Here is a 17,586-nt window from a genome sequence, read left to right as displayed (position 1 = left end):
TTATACCTAACCGGAGTTAACCACAAGAACCCGCAAATAAGGCTCCGAAAATGGAGCCTTATTTATATGCTTTGTATATTGCGCACATCGTGAACGTAAGAAGGTTTATGCACTCTCTCTACCATCAATTTCAACATCCAGCTGGTCATAGAGTTGAACTAGGTTAAACCCAGCTTGAAGCCCAAGTTGATAGTCATGCTCTAGTGACTCTTGGTCACTTAACAAAGAAGAAGAACGAAGTCCCTCTTTAGGCGCAACTTGTAAAATAAAAGTGTCGTCAGGTGGAGCAGATATAAAGGCCTGAGTGAGCTCAAATGTTTGATAATGAATCATCAGCATGTCGGCTAAACCTGAATCAAAATTCTCACCAATCAGATGACTTAAACGATACAAGTTATCGGCACCGAACAACCAACGACCTCCATTTAACAGCATTTTCCCTGCAAGCTTCGATTGATGTGCTGCATTAATTTTTTGTTGGAAGAACGACGCCCAATCCAGCTTCCACTGATTCACTTTTTGCTGCCATGATTGCTGTACTGAGTTGATAGACTCTCGATACCATTCGACAGGCACATCCCCCACTTCACTTTGGGCTCTCGCTTCAATCTCTGAAAACGGCTCTGTGCGAATGACAATAATGTTGCGAGCATTCTGACGCCACGCTTCTTGAACAGGGATAGAGGCAGACACGCCGCCATCAACAAACTTATTGCCATTTACGTCGACAGGTCCGTGGTACAACTTGGGAATCGCACATGTCGCTAGCATAGTGTTAAACCACGAGTCATCCAAGATTGGTAGATATTGATCTGATAGCGTCTCTATATTCGTTACCGCAGCAAACGCTCCTCGTTTTCCCAATGCACTACGACCTAAATCAAGGTCAAGCTTGTATGGGAAATCTTGAATCCGTTCTAATGCCCACTCTAAACCTAAGTACTGCTGCTTTCGGATATAGCGAAACAGATTAAAAAATTCAGGAGACGTTGTCAGCTCGGTAATAAAAGCTTTGCCCATGCCATGTTGACGACACAAGTAAGAACATAAGTTAAGTGCTCCGGCAGAGGTGCCATAGAACTCATCGAAAGGATCGAAGTTGGAAAGTAAAAAGGCGTCTAAAACGCCAGCGGTAAAAATCCCTCTCTGCCCTCCACCTTGCGTGACTAAAGCAGTTTTACCATGCCTAAAGTGCTCATAAACTTTTACATCAAGCTCTGCATGGCTTTCTGTGATTATACCGCTGTTACGTATCATAGGCTCACGCCATTTTGTTAAATCGTTTGGTAAAAGTGGTTATCTTAAGCTGTTGTAATAGCAATGATGCCAAATGACAAAAGCACTGCAAAAACAGTCACCACAATGATTAATGCGGATTTTAGATCGTGTTCCATAAACACCTCCTTAATATGTAACAAATTAATAACACCGGTGTGAAATATGTTCAAGATTTGCTTAATTTAGTCGCGCAATTTTGACTAACCCATCACAATTAGCTTAGTCATAATAAGGAGATAGGGCATGAACCAAAAACTCAGCTGGCTAGTAGGAATCATGATGATGAGTACTGCTATCAATGCACAAGCGAATATCATCGTTACGCCATACATAGGCTATACAGGAGGCGGCCAAGTAGAGGATGAAAGTGGTAATAAATACGATCTCGACCCCGCAGTGAATTACGCTCTTTCAGTCGAGACTCCCTTAGAAAAAGGAAGGATCGGATTGTTTTACTCCAATCAGTCGACGGAACTTGAAAAGCTGTCCAACTCGGCAGATATCCATTATCTGCACTTCCAAAGCAGCATGTACTATCCTGTCGCAGAAAATTGGCAAACCTATATCGGTGTAGGTTTGGGCGCTTCTTATGCCGATGTGGATTGGGTAGACAAAAAATACGGATTTTCGGCTAGCGCTTTTGCAGGGCTGGAATATGAATTTTCAAAGAACTTTGCGTTAACAGCCCAACTGAGATGGTTAGGAACGGTCGTTGATAACGATACATCTGGCGCCTGTACTCTACCTAATGACGGCTCAAACTGTATCATTAAGTTCGATACTGATTGGATGAACCAATTCCAATCAAATGTTGGTTTTAGTTTCCGCTTCTAATTTTTATGCATGTTCCTCTGTAGGGCTCGTCACAAAGAACGCTGAACGAGTCCTGCACAGAGCCGATAAAGGACATCGTCTAAACACCATTGTTTGGCAAAGTAACGAAGCATCATCTAGATAGGTGCACAAAAGATAGCCGTACGCCCTAATTCATCAAAATAGTCTTAAACACCAAAGCAATTACTAGATCCCAGTTATTTATTCCAGACAAACAACCAACCAACCACACAAAACCACAATCAAACTCAAATTTAACAAGATTAAAACCAGACAACGCATCTGAATTAACATTTAGATTCTATTGCGCTAAGTATTATTAGAAGTTAGTCTGATCAGTGAAAACAGATAAATATTTCAGTTTTATCAAACACACATCAATTTTTTAAGATTAATAATCTACTTTCTCTTACAGTAGCCAGAATATAGCTCTATAAAATTATAAGAAGTTAGAATTAAGGATAGAAAAGCTGATGGATAACAGCGGCCCTTTCTTCCAACTGTTTGCGCAATTATTACTGTGTTACGTAGAGAGCTTCATTCCTCAGGGAGTCTTATAGGAGTCAAATATGAAGCGAGAACAATGGGGATCCCGGGCGGGATTCATCTTAGCAGCAGTTGGGTCTGCTATCGGTTTGGGAAACATTTGGCGTTTCCCATACATGGCCTATGAAAACGGTGGCGGCGCATTTTTTATTCCTTACATTTTTGCCATGATCACTGCCGGTATTCCATTTATGATCCTTGAGTTCAGTATGGGACAAAAATACCGAGGCTCGGCACCAAAAACACTTGCGAAAATTCATTCTAAATTTGAATGGCTTGGCTGGTTCCAAGTTGGTGTGGCTGCAGTTATTGCCGTTTACTATGTGGCTGTTATCGGTTGGTCGATTTCTTACTTTGGGTTGTCGTTCACTCAAGGTTGGGGAACCGATACCAACGCATTTTTCTTTAGTGAATACCTAAAGCTAGGTGACAACTCACCAACAGACTTAGGCAGTATTCAATGGAAGATTGCTTTATCCATGGTAATTGCTTGGGCAATTACTTACACCGCCATTGCCAAAGGCGTGAAATCAGGAATTGAACGAGCATCTAAAATTATGATGCCAATCCTATTCTTGATGGTGATTTTCTTAATCGGACGTATGATTTTCTTGCCAGGAGCTCTAGATGGCGTGAACTACATGTTCGAACCCGATTTCAGCAAAATTTGGGATGTGAAAGTATGGGCAGCGGCATATGGTCAGATCTTTTTTACGCTAAGTATCGGCTTCGCCATCATGCTAGCTTACTCTAGCTACCTACCAGAAAAGTCAGACATAACGAATAACGCGTTTATGACCGTGTTGATCAACTGTGGCTTCTCGATCCTAGCCGGCATCATGATCTTCTCAGTATTGGGTTACATGGCTCAAGAGCAAGGTAAGCCGTTAACAGAGGTGGTATCTGCAGGCGTTGGCTTGGCTTTTGTTACTTTACCTGCGGCAATTAACCTACTACCTGCCCCATATATTCTTGGTCCACTGTTCTTCTTTGCACTGGTGGTTGCTGGTCTAAGTTCGCATATTTCAATTATGGAAGCCGTAACTTCAGCCATTATCGACAAGCTGAAGTGGAGCCGTAAAAAAGCTGCAAATGTTGTGATTGGTATTGGCTTCGTTGTCTCTATGGCGTTTGCTACCAATGGCGGTCTGCTGCTACTCGATCTAGTAGACCACTTTGCAAACAACGTTGGCATCATGGTTGGTGGTCTGGTTGAGATTGTCTTGATGGCGTGGCTATTGAAGCGCGTGCCAGAAGTACGTAATTACGTTAACGAGCGCTCTGATTTCTCTGTTGGTCAATGGTTCGAGATCTGCTTACGCTTCGTTACACCAATCATGCTCGCCATTATCTTAGCGACCAAGCTATACGCCCTAATTACTGAAGGCTACGGTGGCTATGATCTAACTTTAGGCTGGGCACTTATCGCCGCACTCTTTATCTTTGGTCTAGTGATCAACGCAGTGAACCGCAAGGAGACAGCAAAATGACAATCAGCGCAATTATTATGATGGTTATTGGTTTAGGTATCACTTGGGGCGGCGCTGCCGTTTGCATCAAGCGAGCCATGGATAAACAATAGAACGTTAAGTTCCATATAAAAAAACGCCGGTAGTTACCGGCGTTTTTTGTACATACATTAGTTCAATTCTAGAAACTGTACTTGATGCCAACGGCGCCGCCAAGTTGCAAGTCAGCACCTTTGTAAAGATCTAGCTCTGGGTGTATTTGACCATAAAGGTCCCAGCCGCGTGATAAATCCCAGTTCACACCAAGTGGTACTCTCACACCAAACTCGTCATCCCATTCATACCAGCCACCAACGCCGACATACCAAGTCACAGGCATGTTTTGATCGAATGTTCCACGCTTAGCGATGTAATCAAACGCCATACCATCGTTTCCGATAATGCCACGATATTTGTTATCTAACTCTACAACAACACTTAATTGTTGATCGACAGCCATACCAACTGATAGATCCGTTGGTTCGCTTGCCGCCATTGCCGTACTAGAAACTAGTCCCAAAACTAAAATGAATTTGTTCTTCATACACGTTATCAATTATTCAAAAAAACATTATTCGCTATTCAAACATAATGGCATATCAATATGTCAACGATGGGTAAGCTCGATGTATGAAAAAGCTGACAAAAGTAAAGATGAGTTTAGGATCACACTAAAAAGGAACTGTCAGTTAATAAAATAGGAACTAAAAAAGGAGGCCGAAGCCTCCTTTTATGCATTACTATGAATGACTGCGATTAACCGTGGTTACGAATCCACTCATCCATTTCAGTTTTTAGGTTATCAGACTTAGTACCGAAGATAGCCTGTACACCACCAGCTACAACTACAACACCAGCAGCGCCTAGTTGTTTTAGCTTGTCTTGGTCAACAGCTGCTGTATCTGCAACTGCTACACGTAGACGTGTGATACATGCATCTAGACCAGTAATGTTAGCTTTACCGCCAAACGCTGCAACCAGTTCACCGCCCATATCAGAGCCAGAAGTTACAGCTGCACTTTCCGTTTCATCTTCACGGCCAGGTGTTTTTAGGTCAAGCGCTGTGATTACACCACGGAACACTACGTAGTAAATTACTGCGTAAACTAGACCAACGGCAATCATTAGCACCATCTTCTGAGCGTTACCAGATAGAACTAGGAAGTCGATCAGACCGTGAGAGAAAGAAGTACCGTGTACAAAGCCTAGAGTGTTCGAAACGATGTATGCAGAACCAGCTAGTAGAGCGTGGATACCGTATAGTAGTGGAGCAACGAATAGGAATGAGAATTCGATTGGCTCAGTAATACCAGTTAGGAATGAAGTCAGTGCAGCTGACGCCATGATACCCATTACTTTTGCACGGTTTTCTGGTTTAGCACAATGAGCAATTGCGATTGCTGCAGCTGGTAGACCGAACATCTTGAACATGTAACCACCCGCTAGCTGACCGAAGCCATTACCAGCAGCACGAGATGCTTCATCAGCAACTAGGTAACAAGTTAGTACACCATTTTGAGCTTCACCGGCAGCGTTAACACAAGAACCTGCTTCGAAGAAGAACGGTACGTTCCATACGTGGTGTAGACCGAATGGGATTAGAGAACGCTCAACAACACCGTAGATACCGAATGCTAGCTGTGGGTTTTGGTGTGCAGCCCAATCAGAGAATGCAGAAATTGCACCGCCAATTGGTGGCCAGATAACAGAAAGGATAACACCTAGGATGATCGCAGCAAAACCAGTGATGATTGGCACTGCGCGCTTACCAGCGAAGAAGCCAAGGTACTCTGGAAGTTGGATTTTGAAGAAACGGTTGAATGCCCAAGCAGCCACACCACCGACAAGGATACCACCTAGTACACCTGTATCGATTTTCTCAACACCCATAACGCCCGCCATTACACCTAGCGTTGCCGTCATGATGCCGTAACCAACGATAGCTGCAAGACCTGCAACACCGTCGTTGTTAGTGAAGCCTAGAGCTACACCTACTGCAAATAGAAGTGCCATTTGGCCGAATACTGAACCACCAGCTTGTTCCATAAGATTAGAAACGATCTCTGGAATAAAGCTTAGATGGGCAGCACCCACACCTAATAAAATACCTGCAACTGGTAAAACTGATACTGGAAGCATCAGAGCCTTACCAACTTTTTGCAGGTTAGCAAAAAGGTTCTTAAACATGTTTATGCTCCTGATAAATTTATAAGTATTATTTGGGCACTAACGGCACACCCCCGTAGCCTAAAGGTTAGCACCCAATGAAAATGTAACCACAACTGCATTATATTTTCCGGCTCTAAATATATATTGATGACCCTCAAACTTTCCACACAGTTACGAAATTTAGTTTCAAAACAAGTCTTGGATCACACCCAAAAACAGCCGATGAAAAGGTTTGCATTGCACTTATGTTACTGTTTTATAAGGAATTAATTATTTATATAATTAATTTTAAGGCGTAAATAAAATACGCCTCAATGTTATTTTTAGTAACAAAATTACATTTGTGATTTTTGAATGTTATTAAATCAACATTTTTAGTAAACATTAAACTCGTGAGCGTATCTGTTGTTTTTATCAACAAAAAAGGAGCCTAAGCTCCTTTTTTATGCTCTTATTATTTTTTCATCGCAAAAAAAGATTTCGGAAGTTTTCGGTGGTTTTTTGTGCCACTTCAGAAAGAGAGCACGATTTGAGTTGCGCAATATAAGAAGCGACTTCGACAACGTAAGCGGGTTGATTCTCTTTGCCACGATGAGGGACAGGAGCCAAGTAAGGAGAATCTGTCTCAATAAGAAGCTTCTCTAAAGGTAGAGTCTTCACCACTTCTTTTAACTCTGTAGCTTGACGGAAAGTAACAATCCCCGAGATAGAAATATAAAACCCCAGCTCCAGTGCAGCTTCAGCAAATGGAAGATCTTCTGTAAAACAGTGGATAACACCACCACATTTCTCTGCCCCACCCTTACGCAAAATATCAAGAGTATCCGCACGTGCGTTTCTGGTATGGATAATTAAAGGTTTGTTGAGCTCCACTGCAAGATCAACGTGTTGCTCAAAGCGCTCTTTCTGTAACGCGGCCGTTTCGGGCTTGTAATGATAATCTAAACCCGTTTCGCCAATAGCGACGACTTTTGCATTCGACGCATGGTGGCGCAATACGTCCATCGAAAAGTCGCTTTCAACATCAAGTGGATGCACACCGCACGAAGCATAAACATTGTCATAAGGCTCGATCATTTCCATCATTTTCGGGAAAGAATCCAGCGTTACTCCAACAGAAAGTAGCTCAGTTACGTTTGCTTGTTTAGCTTTGTTAATAACGTCTTCCACATTGATGTGGAGATCGTCGTAATTCAATTTGTCTAAATGACAATGAGAATCTACGAACATAATGCCTCTCGTGATTCAATTAACCAATTCATTGATAGTAGCTCAAGGTTCAGGCCAGGAAAGGCTTGCACCTGAGCTTTCAGGTTCATCAGCGCCTTCGCTGATGAGTACAAACCGTTATAGTTGTCCGGTTGAAACTTTGTCGCGCCCGGAAGCATTTGAGCTTCTGATACACCAAACTGCGCTTTCTGAGCATCTGTCAGTAAATACCATGCCCAGTCTAGTGATTGCTCTGAGTGTTTAGCGATTAAAGAAGCACACTCAGAAACGTCTGAAACAGGCGAAGACATTGCCTTAATAAAACTGCGTTCAAAAGCCAAGTAAGCTTCGAGCTCACCATTATTTAACGCATCCAATGTTTTTATTGGAGAGCCCATATTCAGTTTTAAGGCATAAGCAGGAACTTGCTTCGCCCCTTGTTCGTGCATCCATTGCATCGCTTGTTCCGCTGACGGAGGCGCAACAACCCAGTGTTGGCAACGGCTACGAATCGTTGGGAGCAGACGCTCCTGATTGTGGGTAACGAGCAAAAACAAGCACTTTGCCCCAGGCTCTTCTAGCGTCTTTAACAGCGCATTCGATGCCGACTCGTTCATAGAGTCCGCCGGTTCTATTACAAATAGGCGGTAACCATTAAGCTGAGATGATTCCTGAGCAAGACGGTTACAAGCGCGAATTTGGTCCACCGTTATCGCCTTTCCTTCTTTCTCTGGCTTGATCCAGTGTAAATCAGGGTGGTTTTGAGATTGATTTAGCTGGCAGCTATGACAAAAACCGCATGCTTCACTCGCGTAATTTTGGCAAAGAAGAGCTTGGCTAAAAAACTCGATAAGTTTTTCGATGCCCAAGCCCTGCTCGCTTTGTAATAAAAGCGCACCTGGTATTCTGTCCGACTCTAACCCTACTTTGAGGTTATCCCATATTGGCTGTAGCCATGGATAATCATTTAACATGAGTCACCTAAATTTACGTTTCACTTATTGACGAGCTAGCCACTCGTTTAGAGCGTCCCGAATATCACGCGACACGCCTTCAATCGTCTGTTCTGCGTTAATGATAACGATGGAAGGATCGGCATGAGCAATCTCCAAATAACGCTCACGTGTACGCTCGAAGAAACTAATATCCATCTTCTCTATACGATCTAACTCACCACGCCCACGTGCACGCTCAAGCCCAACACGAGGGTCAATATCCATATAGAGAGTGAGAGCAGGTTTAAAATCACCAAGCGTTGTATCTCGGAGATTTTTCATTAACGATGCGTCAATCTGACGGCCACCACCTTGATAAGCTTGCGACGACATATCGTGTCGGTCACCAACCACCCACTGACCGTTTTCCAAAGCTGGTTTGATCACGTTCTCAACCAACTGAACACGTGCAGCGTACAGAAGAAGCAACTCCGTCATGTCCTTAAGTTCTTCGCCTTCGTGCTCTTCTTTCACCAGAGCGCGCATTTTTTCTGCTAGCGGTGTTCCTCCTGGCTCACGGGTATTTACGATATCCTCAATACCGGCCGCTTTTAGCGTATCTAAAACGGTTTTAATCGCAGTGCTTTTACCCGCGCCTTCTAGGCCTTCAACGACAATAAAGTTTGCTTTCATCATTTGTTCTTTCTTAGTTCTCTTAAATAGGCACGAACAGCACGGTTGTGCTCAGCAAGGGATTTCGAAAATACATGTCCGCCCTTTCCACTTGCTACAAAATATAAATAGTTGCTGCTTTCTGGATTCAAAGCCGCTTCAATGGAAGCTTCACCAGCCATCGCAATCGGTGTTGGTGGCAAACCATTGATGGTATAAGTGTTATATGGTGTCGGCGTACGCAAATCTTTCTTACGAATATTGCCATCGTATGCATCACCCATACCATAAATAACTGTCGGATCAGTTTGTAACCGCATGCGTTTGTTCAATCGGTTGATAAACACAGAAGCGACGCGCTCACGCTCAGAATCAATAGCCGTCTCTTTCTCGATGATAGACGCGAGAATCAAGGCTTCGTATTTGTCCTGTAATGGCAGCTTTTCTTGACGAGCTTCCCAGCTAGCGTCCAGTATTTTATTGAGTTTTCGATGCGCTCGTTTTAATAACTGGCTTTCACTCGCACCCGCTGTGTAATGGTAGGTTTCTGCTAAAAACAACCCTTCTAGCTTTTCTCTCTCAATTCCGAGCTTCGCAGCCATTTCTTTTTCTGAAAGATCGGTTAAATCATGCTTTAAATAAGGAGCACTTTTTAGTTGATCTACCCATTCAGAAAAGCGGCTGCCTTCAACAAAAGTGATCGCAAACTGGTATTCTTTTCCAGTATTCAGATGCTCCAATGTTTGCGAAAGCGACATACCAGGCTCAAGTTGGTAAGTACCCGCTCGCACTTGCAACAATTCTGGATATAAGTGAGGAATTAAACGGATGTACTCCGATGTCTCAATCACCTCATCTTCAACTAAGGCGCGCATGACATGATGAAAGCTTGTACCACTTTCTACAGTAAACAGCTGAGGTTGTTCCAATAGAATAGGCTTTTCAACGTATTGTTTAGCCTGTGAAATTATATAAAAAACAGCTGCTGCGCCTATCACTGCGATCAGCACAACAAAAGCCAACAGTTTTTTAATCACGTAGTTAAATTCCCTTGCAGTCGTTGAGTCAATTTTCCTATCGGAAATATAGTCTTAGAGTTCGATGTCACTATGCTGCGAATAGGTGCGACACCTAATATTGAGTTACACATGAAAGCCTCATCAGCACTCAGAAAATCTGGAAGTATAAAACGCCCCTCGATGACTTCAATATGACTTACTTTAAGTAACTCAAGCACCTTACGACGCATTACGCCCGTAACGCCTGATAAGGTCAGCTCCGGCGTAAATACTTTATTACCTTTAACCCAAAAAAGGTTGGCCATTGTAGTTTCAATGACATGGTTTTGCACATTTAACGTTATTGCATCTGCAAACTCTGTATTGTCGATTTCAGCCTTGGCGAGAATCTGCTCTAAACGGTTGTTGTGCTTATGTCCCGCAAGTAAAGGTTGAATCCCTAGACGAGTATTACAAACGCCCAAGTCCACACCTTGTTCTTGCCAAGATGAATAATGAGAAGGAAACGCAAAATTGGAAATCGTCACGATAGGGCCTTTAATCCCATTAGGGCTATACCCTCGCCCGCCAATACCGCGGCTAACGTGAATCTTCACCCCCGCTCGTGCGTCAGATAAAACCGCTTTGCTTGCCCAATCATGCACAACTTTCCAGTCAGGTGAAGAGATCTTCAAAGCGTCAAGGCAAGCACTCATGCGCTCAGTATGTTCTTGCCAGTAAACCAACTCTCCATTTTGGGTCAGGATGGTGGTAAAGCCTCCATCACCGTATTGGAATGAGCGATCACCTAGCTCTACATGCGTTTGCGGAACTCCATTTACCCAAAACATTCACGTACCTTCAAATTAGCAGACAACAAATAAAACAAAACGGCTCAATGCTAAGCATCGAGCCGTTAGAATACAAGTTTCGCTTATCTAAATAAGGTTAGATAGTGTTACTCAGCGAACTTCTTGAAGATCAAAGAACCGTTTGTACCACCAAAGCCAAACGAGTTACAGATAGCGTACTCCATACCTTCAACTTTGCGCGCTGTATGCGGCACAAGGTCGATGTCTAGGCCTTCTTCTGGTTCATCAAGGTTAATGGTTGGCGGAACAATTTGGTCAACCAAAGACATAACCGTGATAATTGCTTCAACAGAGCCAGCAGCACCTAATAGGTGACCCGTCATCGACTTAGTTGAAGACACAAGAACTTGCTTCGCACCTTCTTCACCAAGAGCACGTTTCACGCCCTTGATTTCTGCAACATCACCAGCAGGAGTAGAAGTACCGTGAGCATTCACATAACCTACTTGAGTACCTGTGATGTTAGCGTCACGCATCGCCGCTTCCATCGCAAGTGCACCACCAGAGCCATCTTCGCTTGGAGATGTCATGTGGTAAGCATCACCAGACATACCAAAACCAACCAGTTCTGCGTAAATCTTCGCGCCACGTGCTTTTGCGTGTTCGTACTCTTCAAGCACCATCATGCCAGCACCATCACCTAGAACAAAACCATCACGGCCTTTATCCCATGGGCGAGATGCTTTTTGAGGCTCTTCATTACGAGTAGATAGCGCTTTAGCTGCACCGAAGCCAGCCATGCCAAGAGGCGTAGAAGCTTTTTCTGCACCACCAGCAACCATCGCATCTGCATCGCCGTAGGCAATCATACGTGCTGCATGGCCAATATTATGCAGGCCAGTAGTACATGCGGTAGAAATCGCGATATTTGGACCACGAAGACCACGCATGATAGATAGGTTACCTGCAACCATGTTTACAATGGTCGAAGGAACAAAAAATGGGCTAACTTTGCGAGGGCCTTTGTCTACTAATGCAGTATGGCCAGTTTCGATAAGGTCAAGACCGCCAATGCCTGAGCCGATAGCAACACCAACTCGAGCCGCATTTTCTTCGGTAATTTGTAAGCCAGAGTTATCAAGAGCTTGAATACCCGCTGCAATGCCGTACTGGATGAAAAGGTCCATCTTACGAGCATCTTTTTTAGACATGTACTCTGTGCAATCGAAATCTTTAACAAGACCTGCAAAACGAGTTGAGAAGTTCGTAGTATCAAAGTGCTCGATATTTACGATACCACTTTGACCTTCTAGCAGGGCTTTCCAAGATGATTCTACTGTGTTGCCTACCGGTGACAACATACCCATGCCAGTGACAACTACACGACGCTTGGACACGATATAATTCTCCGGGAATTGAATATTTCTATGAGAGGATAGAAGAAGTTAGAAAGAACACAGGCGGTCTAGGAGACCGCCTGGGAGAGCTAATTACTGAGCGCTGTTTACGTAGTCGATTGCAGCTTGAACAGTAGTGATCTTCTCAGCTTCTTCGTCAGGAATCTCAGTGTCGAATTCCTCTTCTAGAGCCATAACTAATTCTACAGTGTCTAGAGAATCAGCACCTAGATCGTCAACGAAAGAAGCTTCGTTTTTAACTTCTGCTTCGTCTACACCTAGCTGTTCAACAATGATTTTCTTTACGCGTTCTTCGATGTTGCTCATTTTTCTTTTCCTTTACAGATTTCGCCTAATGCGATGATTCCGTAGTTTATTCGAACTATTGAAAGTTGCAAGGGGGTCCTTGCTGGTCAAACCACAAAATTAGCGAATTTAACCGAATTTCAATACATTTTTGACTTAAATCATGCACAAATCTTGCGCATAAGCATGACAAGTTCATGACAGTTAACTGCAACTATAGGCTATTTTTCACAATGTAAAATAGCTTATTTTGCATAAACTGTCGCATTAAACCATGTACATACCACCATTTACATGCAAAGTTTCACCAGTAATGTACGCTGCTTCAGGAGAAGCAAGGAAAACTACTGCTGATGCAATTTCACGTGGGTCACCTAAACGACCTGCTGGCACGTTCGACAAAGTTGCCGCACGTTGGTCATCATTTAGTGCCTTAGTCATGTCAGTTTCGATGAAACCAGGAGCAACAGTATTCACTGTTACACCACGAGACGCAACTTCACGAGCCATTGATTTAGTAAAACCAATCACGCCCGCTTTCGCTGCTGCGTAGTTAGTTTGACCTGCGTTACCCATGGTACCAACAACAGAGCCTACGTTGATGATACGACCCGCACGTTTTTTCATCATGCCGCGTAAAACCGCTTTAGACATGCGGTAGATTGGCGTTAGGTTGGTATCGATGATGTCGTTCCACTCATCATCTTTCATGCGCATCAATAGGTTGTCACGAGTAATACCAGCGTTATTCACCAGAATATCGATCACACCAAATTCTTCGTTGATCGTTTTTAATGTCGCTTCGATAGACTCGACATCAGTCACGTTAAGCGCTAAGCCTTTACCGTTATCACCAAGATACTCGCTGATAGCAGCCGCACCACTTTCAGAAGTAGCAGTACCGATAACCGTAGCACCTCGCTCGACAAGAAGTTCCGCGATCGCGCGGCCAATACCACGGCTTGCGCCGGTAACTAGCGCGATCTTACCTTCTAGATTCATCATGTTGTGTTTCCTTTTCTTATCGCAAATTTATCGCTTGATGGATTACTTCGCAGCGTCTAGCGATGCGATATCATTCACTGCGGCTGCAGTTAGCGTTTTCACGATACGTTTTGTTAGACCTGTTAAAACTTTACCAGGACCAAGCTCAAGAAGATTTTCTACGCCTTGTTCGTGCATCAGTTCAACTGTCTCAGTCCAACGAACTGGGCTATGTAGCTGACGAACAAGCGCATCTTTGATTTTTGCAGGATCTGTCTCAGCAACCACATCAACGTTGTTGATAACTGGCAGCTGTGGTGAGTTAAATTCGATAGACTCGAGAGCTACAGCAAGTTTTTCCGCTGCTGGCTTCATAAGTGCACAGTGTGAAGGTACTGAAACAGGAAGAGGAAGCGCACGCTTCGCACCAGCTTCTTTACATAGCGCACCAGCTCGCTCTACTGCGTCTTTGCTACCAGCGATAACGACTTGACCAGGCGAGTTAAAGTTTACTGGAGAGACCACTTCGCCTTGCGCTGCGTCTTCACACGCTTTTGCAATCGCATCATCAGCCAAACCGATAATCGCGTACATTGCGCCAGTACCAGCTGGTACTGCTTCTTGCATAAGTTGACCACGTAATTCAACCAGCTTGATGGCTTCTTTAAAGTCAATAACACCCGCACATACAAGTGCTGAGTACTCACCTAGGCTGTGACCGGCTAGGTTTGCTGGTTGCTCTAAGCCAAGTTCCTGCCATACACGCCAGATTGCAACAGATGAAGCTAGCAAAGCTGGTTGAGTACGGAAAGTCTCGTTTAAATCTTCTGCAGGTCCATTTTGAACAAGCGCCCATAGATCGTAACCTAGTGCGTCAGATGCTTCTGCAAATGTTTGTTTTACTACGTCATATTGTTCGCCTAGTTCTGCAAGCATACCTACAGCTTGAGAACCTTGACCTGGAAATACGATAGCAAACTTGCTCATGTTGTTTTCCTTTAAGCAAAGTAAAAAGAAATAAGATGCACCAAGTGCACCTTAAATTTTGAATTCTTGTGAAACTTAGAACTTCACAAGGGCCGAGCCCCAAGTGAATCCGCCGCCAAACGCTTCAAGAAGCAGAGTTTGACCGCGTTTAATACGACCATCACGTACCGCTTCATCTAGTGCTGTTGGCACCGTCGCAGCTGATGTGTTGCCGTGTTTATCAAGTGTAATCACGACTTGGTCTAGTGACATCGAAAGTTTCTTCGCTGTCGCTGAAATAATGCGGTAGTTCGCTTGGTGCGGCACTAGCCAGTCTAGTTCAGACTTATGCATGTTGTTGGCTTCAAGCGTATCTTTTACTAGTTTCGATAGCTGAGTGACAGCGACTTTGAATACTTCGTTCCCAGCCATATGAAGCCATTTATCCGCATCTTGCCCCCGCACAGGTACAGGTAGGCTTAGAAGCTCTCCGAATTGACCATCCGAGTATATGTGGGTAGAGATAATGCCAGGCTCTTGGCTAGCGCCTACGACAACGGCTCCGGCACCATCACCAAATAGGATAATGGTTGAACGGTCTGTCGGATCACACGTTTTAGACAAAGCATCTGAACCAATCACAAGTACGTTTTTGCACATACCAGATTTGATATGTTGGTCTGCAACAGATAATGCGTACACAAAACCAGAACAAGCAGCGGCTAAGTCAAAAGCTGGACAACCTTTAATGCCAAGCTTTGCCTGCACCTGACACGCAGATGAAGGGAAAGTATGGCTACTGCTCGTTGTGGCTACGATAATCAGGTCGATATCGTTTTTATCAATACCCGCCATATCGATAGCGTTTTCAGCTGCGTAGAATGCCATGTCTGCTACAGTCTCGTTTTCTGCAGCAATTCGACGCTCTTTAATACCCGTGCGAGCAACGATCCACTCATCACTTGTATCTACCATTTTCTCTAGATCTGCGTTTGTACGCACCTGAGATGGCAGGTAGCTGCCAGTACCTAAAATTTTGCTATACATGAAGACTAATAATGCCTCTCGAGTAAAACCGCTTCCAAACGATCGCTAATACGGCTTGGTACTTGTCGTTTGACCTCGTGTACTGCCTCGCCAAGTGCATTGACAATCGCAGATACATCCGCACTTCCATGGCTTTTTATGACAATGCCGCGCAATCCTAGCAAACTTGCGCCGTTATACTGGTCGGGGTTCAGTGTTTTTAGTTCATTAAACAGCCTAGAAAACAACTTTCTAGCTATCCAACCCTTTATCGTTGATGCCATTATGCTGGTTTTAATTTTTTCGATAAAAAGTTGAGCTGTTCCCTCACTGGCTTTTAAGCATACGTTGCCGACAAATCCATCACAAACAATGACGTCAGCAACATCATGCAAAATTTGATTACCTTCAATATAACCGACAAAGTTAATCGCATCGGTCTGAGAAAGCATTTCTGCGCAACGTTTGACTAAATCGTTACCTTTAATCTCTTCTGCGCCAATATTGAGTACAGCAACGCGAGGAGGACGACCCAAGTGTTCTTCAGCTAATGCACTGCCCATTACAGCAAATTGGAACAAGCTATCAGCATCGCACGATACATTCGCCCCCAGATCTAGCATCCAAGTGCGCTTTCCGGTAATCGTCGGTAAAGCGGAAACTAAAGCAGGACGTTCAATGCCAGGAAGTAACTTAAGAATGAAACGCGATAGTGCCATTAATGCACCGGTGTTGCCACCACTAACACAAGCATCCGCTTTCTGCTCAGAAACCAAATCGATAGCCATACGCATAGAGCTATTTTGGCTATTACGTAACGCCAATGAAGGTTTTTCTGAGTTCGAGATAACTTTCTCGCTGTGAAGAATAGTCAAGCGGGAACTGGTCGAGGTACCGAGTTGAGATAATTGAGACGTGATCAGAGATTGATCACCAATAAGAATCACTTTTAGCTCTGGGAAATGAGACAGTGCCTGCACGGCGGCAGGCACTGTTACGCGTGGACCGAAATCCCCGCCCATTGCATCAAGTGCAACGGTAATACTTTGCAAAGGTTCAACCTTACTTGTTGATAACCTTTTGACCACGGTAGTAACCTTCAGCAGTTACGTTGTGGCGTAGGTGAGTTTCACCAGAAGTCGCGTCTACAGATAGAGCAGCTGTAGTTAGCGCATCGTGTGAACGACGCATACCGCGCTTAGAACGAGTTTTACGGTTTTTCTGTACGGCCATTGACCCTACTCCTATACTATTGGGTTAAAAACCTGAAGAAGAATCGGCTACCACACCTATTACTTTTTCAGACTTTTCAAAACGTCGAATGGATTCGGTTTTTCTTCCTCAATTTCTTCAGGAATCTCACCAAAAACCATGTTATTTGAATCAACGCTACAATCCGCTTCATCGTGCATCGCAATTTGAGGTAATGCTAAGATGAACTCGTCTTCAACAAGTTGTATGAGGTCTAATTCACCATATTCATTTAGATCTACCAAATCATAAATTTCTGGTGCTTCCTGTTCTGTTTTCTCACCGTAGTAAGGAGTAGAAAGGAATTCAACTTCGCACTCATGTGCGAATACCTCATTACAACGCTGACACTCTAAATCGACTTCGATGTTAGCTTTACCAGAGATAACAACGAGTCGCTGTTCATCCATCCCAAATGACAATGAGACTTCTGCGTCGCGTTTTACGCCTTCAGTTGTTTCCACTAAGCGCTTGAAAAGACTAGCTTGGATGATGCCATCGTAATCCAATCGTTTCTGTGCGGCTTTAGCTGGGTCAACCGTTCGCGGTATTTTTACCTTTTGCATAGGGCGCGAATATTATCTTCCAAATCAAAATTAGTCAAAGAAAAAGGCAAAAAAGTTGTACTTTTTTGCGCTTAACATACAGAGCATTAGCCAGAATCATTTTTGATCGATTATCCTATTGGAAATGCT

At 43.8% G+C, this 17,586-nt stretch carries 20 protein-coding genes; 3 read left to right on the top strand and 17 right to left on the bottom strand.

Going from position 1 to position 17,586, the window contains the following annotated elements; genetic code table 11:
• Positions 1–105: 105 nt before the first annotated feature.
• Together R7040_RS19105 and R7040_RS19100 are read right to left on the bottom strand one after the other, a co-directional pair.
• Complete coding sequence (locus tag R7040_RS19105; protein WP_005372971.1) at positions 106–1,257, bottom strand: patatin family protein; 1,152 nt, start codon at positions 1,255–1,257, stop codon at positions 106–108.
• A 44-nt stretch (positions 1,258–1,301) separates the two neighbouring features.
• On the bottom strand, positions 1,302–1,394 hold the full coding sequence (locus R7040_RS19100; protein ID WP_005372970.1) for a YnhF family membrane protein: 93 nt from the start codon (positions 1,392–1,394) through the stop codon (positions 1,302–1,304).
• Positions 1,395–1,521: 127 nt separating this feature from the next.
• On the opposite strand from R7040_RS19100, the gene R7040_RS19095 reads away from it, so the two are divergent.
• The 3 genes from R7040_RS19095 to R7040_RS19085 all read left to right on the top strand — a co-directional run bounded on the left by R7040_RS19095 (position 1,522) and on the right by R7040_RS19085 (position 4,240).
• Entirely contained in the window at positions 1,522–2,112 is a 591-nt protein-coding gene (locus R7040_RS19095) for an outer membrane protein (RefSeq protein ID WP_053306612.1), read from the top strand.
• A gap of 569 nt (positions 2,113–2,681) precedes the next feature.
• Positions 2,682–4,148, top strand: a complete 1,467-nt coding sequence (locus R7040_RS19090; protein ID WP_005372966.1) for a sodium-dependent transporter — start codon at positions 2,682–2,684, stop codon at positions 4,146–4,148.
• On the top strand, positions 4,145–4,240 hold the full coding sequence (locus R7040_RS19085) for a MetS family NSS transporter small subunit (RefSeq protein ID WP_005372963.1): 96 nt from the start codon (positions 4,145–4,147) through the stop codon (positions 4,238–4,240). Before R7040_RS19090 ends, R7040_RS19085 begins: the two co-directional genes overlap by 4 nt.
• A 68-nt stretch (positions 4,241–4,308) precedes the next feature.
• Here R7040_RS19085 and R7040_RS19080 read toward each other — a convergent pair whose 3' ends face one another.
• The 15 genes from R7040_RS19080 to yceD all read right to left on the bottom strand — a co-directional run bounded on the left by R7040_RS19080 (position 4,309) and on the right by yceD (position 17,457).
• Positions 4,309–4,710, bottom strand: coding sequence for a hypothetical protein (locus R7040_RS19080; RefSeq protein ID WP_005372960.1), 402 nt, complete (start codon positions 4,708–4,710; stop codon positions 4,309–4,311).
• A gap of 212 nt (positions 4,711–4,922) precedes the next feature.
• Positions 4,923–6,353 carry a PTS glucose transporter subunit IIBC gene (ptsG, locus tag R7040_RS19075; protein WP_005372959.1) on the bottom strand — a complete coding sequence of 477 codons (1,431 nt, stop codon included), beginning with the start codon at positions 6,351–6,353 and terminating at the stop codon, positions 4,923–4,925.
• Positions 6,354–6,797: 444 nt separating this feature from the next.
• Entirely contained in the window at positions 6,798–7,565 is a 768-nt protein-coding gene (locus tag R7040_RS19070) for a TatD family hydrolase (protein WP_005372957.1), read from the bottom strand.
• Complete coding sequence (locus R7040_RS19065) at positions 7,556–8,518, bottom strand: DNA polymerase III subunit delta' (RefSeq protein WP_054729226.1); 963 nt, start codon at positions 8,516–8,518, stop codon at positions 7,556–7,558. The genes R7040_RS19070 and R7040_RS19065 overlap by 10 nt, the downstream gene beginning before the upstream one ends.
• Positions 8,519–8,542: 24 nt before the next feature.
• Positions 8,543–9,175, bottom strand: coding sequence for a dTMP kinase (gene tmk / locus R7040_RS19060; RefSeq protein ID WP_005387350.1), 633 nt, complete (start codon positions 9,173–9,175; stop codon positions 8,543–8,545).
• A complete protein-coding gene (mltG, locus tag R7040_RS19055; protein ID WP_005372950.1) occupies positions 9,172–10,188 on the bottom strand; it encodes an endolytic transglycosylase MltG in 1,017 nt (338 codons plus the stop codon). The genes tmk and mltG overlap by 4 nt, the downstream gene beginning before the upstream one ends.
• Entirely contained in the window at positions 10,185–11,000 is an 816-nt protein-coding gene (pabC, locus tag R7040_RS19050) for an aminodeoxychorismate lyase (protein ID WP_213896223.1), read from the bottom strand. Before pabC ends, mltG begins: the two co-directional genes overlap by 4 nt.
• A 107-nt stretch (positions 11,001–11,107) precedes the next feature.
• Positions 11,108–12,358, bottom strand: coding sequence for a beta-ketoacyl-ACP synthase II (fabF, locus tag R7040_RS19045; protein WP_017821387.1), 1,251 nt, complete (start codon positions 12,356–12,358; stop codon positions 11,108–11,110).
• A 93-nt stretch (positions 12,359–12,451) separates the two neighbouring features.
• Positions 12,452–12,685, bottom strand: a complete 234-nt coding sequence (acpP, locus tag R7040_RS19040; RefSeq protein ID WP_004406112.1) for an acyl carrier protein — start codon at positions 12,683–12,685, stop codon at positions 12,452–12,454.
• A 246-nt stretch (positions 12,686–12,931) separates the two neighbouring features.
• Positions 12,932–13,666, bottom strand: coding sequence for a 3-oxoacyl-ACP reductase FabG (gene fabG, locus R7040_RS19035; RefSeq protein WP_031781117.1), 735 nt, complete (start codon positions 13,664–13,666; stop codon positions 12,932–12,934).
• 45 nt (positions 13,667–13,711) lie between these two features.
• On the bottom strand, positions 13,712–14,635 hold the full coding sequence (fabD, locus tag R7040_RS19030; RefSeq protein WP_005387313.1) for an ACP S-malonyltransferase: 924 nt from the start codon (positions 14,633–14,635) through the stop codon (positions 13,712–13,714).
• Positions 14,636–14,710: 75 nt separating this feature from the next.
• Positions 14,711–15,661, bottom strand: a complete 951-nt coding sequence (locus R7040_RS19025) for a beta-ketoacyl-ACP synthase III (protein WP_017821385.1) — start codon at positions 15,659–15,661, stop codon at positions 14,711–14,713.
• 5 nt (positions 15,662–15,666) lie between these two features.
• A complete protein-coding gene (plsX, locus tag R7040_RS19020; RefSeq protein ID WP_017633846.1) occupies positions 15,667–16,692 on the bottom strand; it encodes a phosphate acyltransferase PlsX in 1,026 nt (341 codons plus the stop codon).
• Between the two features lie 10 nt (positions 16,693–16,702).
• The gene (rpmF, locus tag R7040_RS19015) at positions 16,703–16,873 is read right to left on the bottom strand and encodes a 50S ribosomal protein L32 (RefSeq protein WP_005396978.1); all 171 of its coding nucleotides are present in this window, start codon (positions 16,871–16,873) and stop codon (positions 16,703–16,705) included.
• Between the two features lie 59 nt (positions 16,874–16,932).
• On the bottom strand, positions 16,933–17,457 hold the full coding sequence (gene yceD / locus R7040_RS19010) for a 23S rRNA accumulation protein YceD (RefSeq protein WP_005387307.1): 525 nt from the start codon (positions 17,455–17,457) through the stop codon (positions 16,933–16,935).
• Positions 17,458–17,586: the final 129 nt, after the last annotated feature.

The organism is Vibrio sp. 1069 (genome assembly GCF_033340555.1).
The sequence above is the reverse complement of the archived record's forward strand: the minus strand, read 5'-3'. Positions and strand labels throughout refer to the sequence as shown.

Bases quoted from the DNA above. Each gene is read 5' to 3' on its own strand.
- R7040_RS19105 (WP_005372971.1), bottom strand. From the start codon at position 1,257: ATGATACGTAACAGCGGTATAATCACAGAAAGCCATGCAGAGCTTGAT.
- R7040_RS19100 (WP_005372970.1), bottom strand. From the start codon at position 1,394: ATGGAACACGATCTAAAATCCGCATTAATCATTGTGGTGACTGTTTTT.
- R7040_RS19095 (WP_053306612.1), top strand. From the start codon at position 1,522: ATGAACCAAAAACTCAGCTGGCTAGTAGGAATCATGATGATGAGTACT.
- R7040_RS19090 (WP_005372966.1), top strand. From the start codon at position 2,682: ATGAAGCGAGAACAATGGGGATCCCGGGCGGGATTCATCTTAGCAGCA.
- R7040_RS19085 (WP_005372963.1), top strand. From the start codon at position 4,145: ATGACAATCAGCGCAATTATTATGATGGTTATTGGTTTAGGTATCACT.
- R7040_RS19080 (WP_005372960.1), bottom strand. From the start codon at position 4,710: ATGAAGAACAAATTCATTTTAGTTTTGGGACTAGTTTCTAGTACGGCA.
- ptsG (WP_005372959.1), bottom strand. From the start codon at position 6,353: ATGTTTAAGAACCTTTTTGCTAACCTGCAAAAAGTTGGTAAGGCTCTG.
- R7040_RS19070 (WP_005372957.1), bottom strand. From the start codon at position 7,565: ATGTTCGTAGATTCTCATTGTCATTTAGACAAATTGAATTACGACGAT.
- R7040_RS19065 (WP_054729226.1), bottom strand. From the start codon at position 8,518: ATGTTAAATGATTATCCATGGCTACAGCCAATATGGGATAACCTCAAA.
- tmk (WP_005387350.1), bottom strand. From the start codon at position 9,175: ATGATGAAAGCAAACTTTATTGTCGTTGAAGGCCTAGAAGGCGCGGGT.
- pabC (WP_213896223.1), bottom strand. From the start codon at position 11,000: ATGTTTTGGGTAAATGGAGTTCCGCAAACGCATGTAGAGCTAGGTGAT.
- acpP (WP_004406112.1), bottom strand. From the start codon at position 12,685: ATGAGCAACATCGAAGAACGCGTAAAGAAAATCATTGTTGAACAGCTA.
- fabG (WP_031781117.1), bottom strand. From the start codon at position 13,666: ATGAATCTAGAAGGTAAGATCGCGCTAGTTACCGGCGCAAGCCGTGGT.
- fabD (WP_005387313.1), bottom strand. From the start codon at position 14,635: ATGAGCAAGTTTGCTATCGTATTTCCAGGTCAAGGTTCTCAAGCTGTA.
- R7040_RS19025 (WP_017821385.1), bottom strand. From the start codon at position 15,661: ATGTATAGCAAAATTTTAGGTACTGGCAGCTACCTGCCATCTCAGGTG.
- rpmF (WP_005396978.1), bottom strand. From the start codon at position 16,873: ATGGCCGTACAGAAAAACCGTAAAACTCGTTCTAAGCGCGGTATGCGT.
- yceD (WP_005387307.1), bottom strand. From the start codon at position 17,457: ATGCAAAAGGTAAAAATACCGCGAACGGTTGACCCAGCTAAAGCCGCA.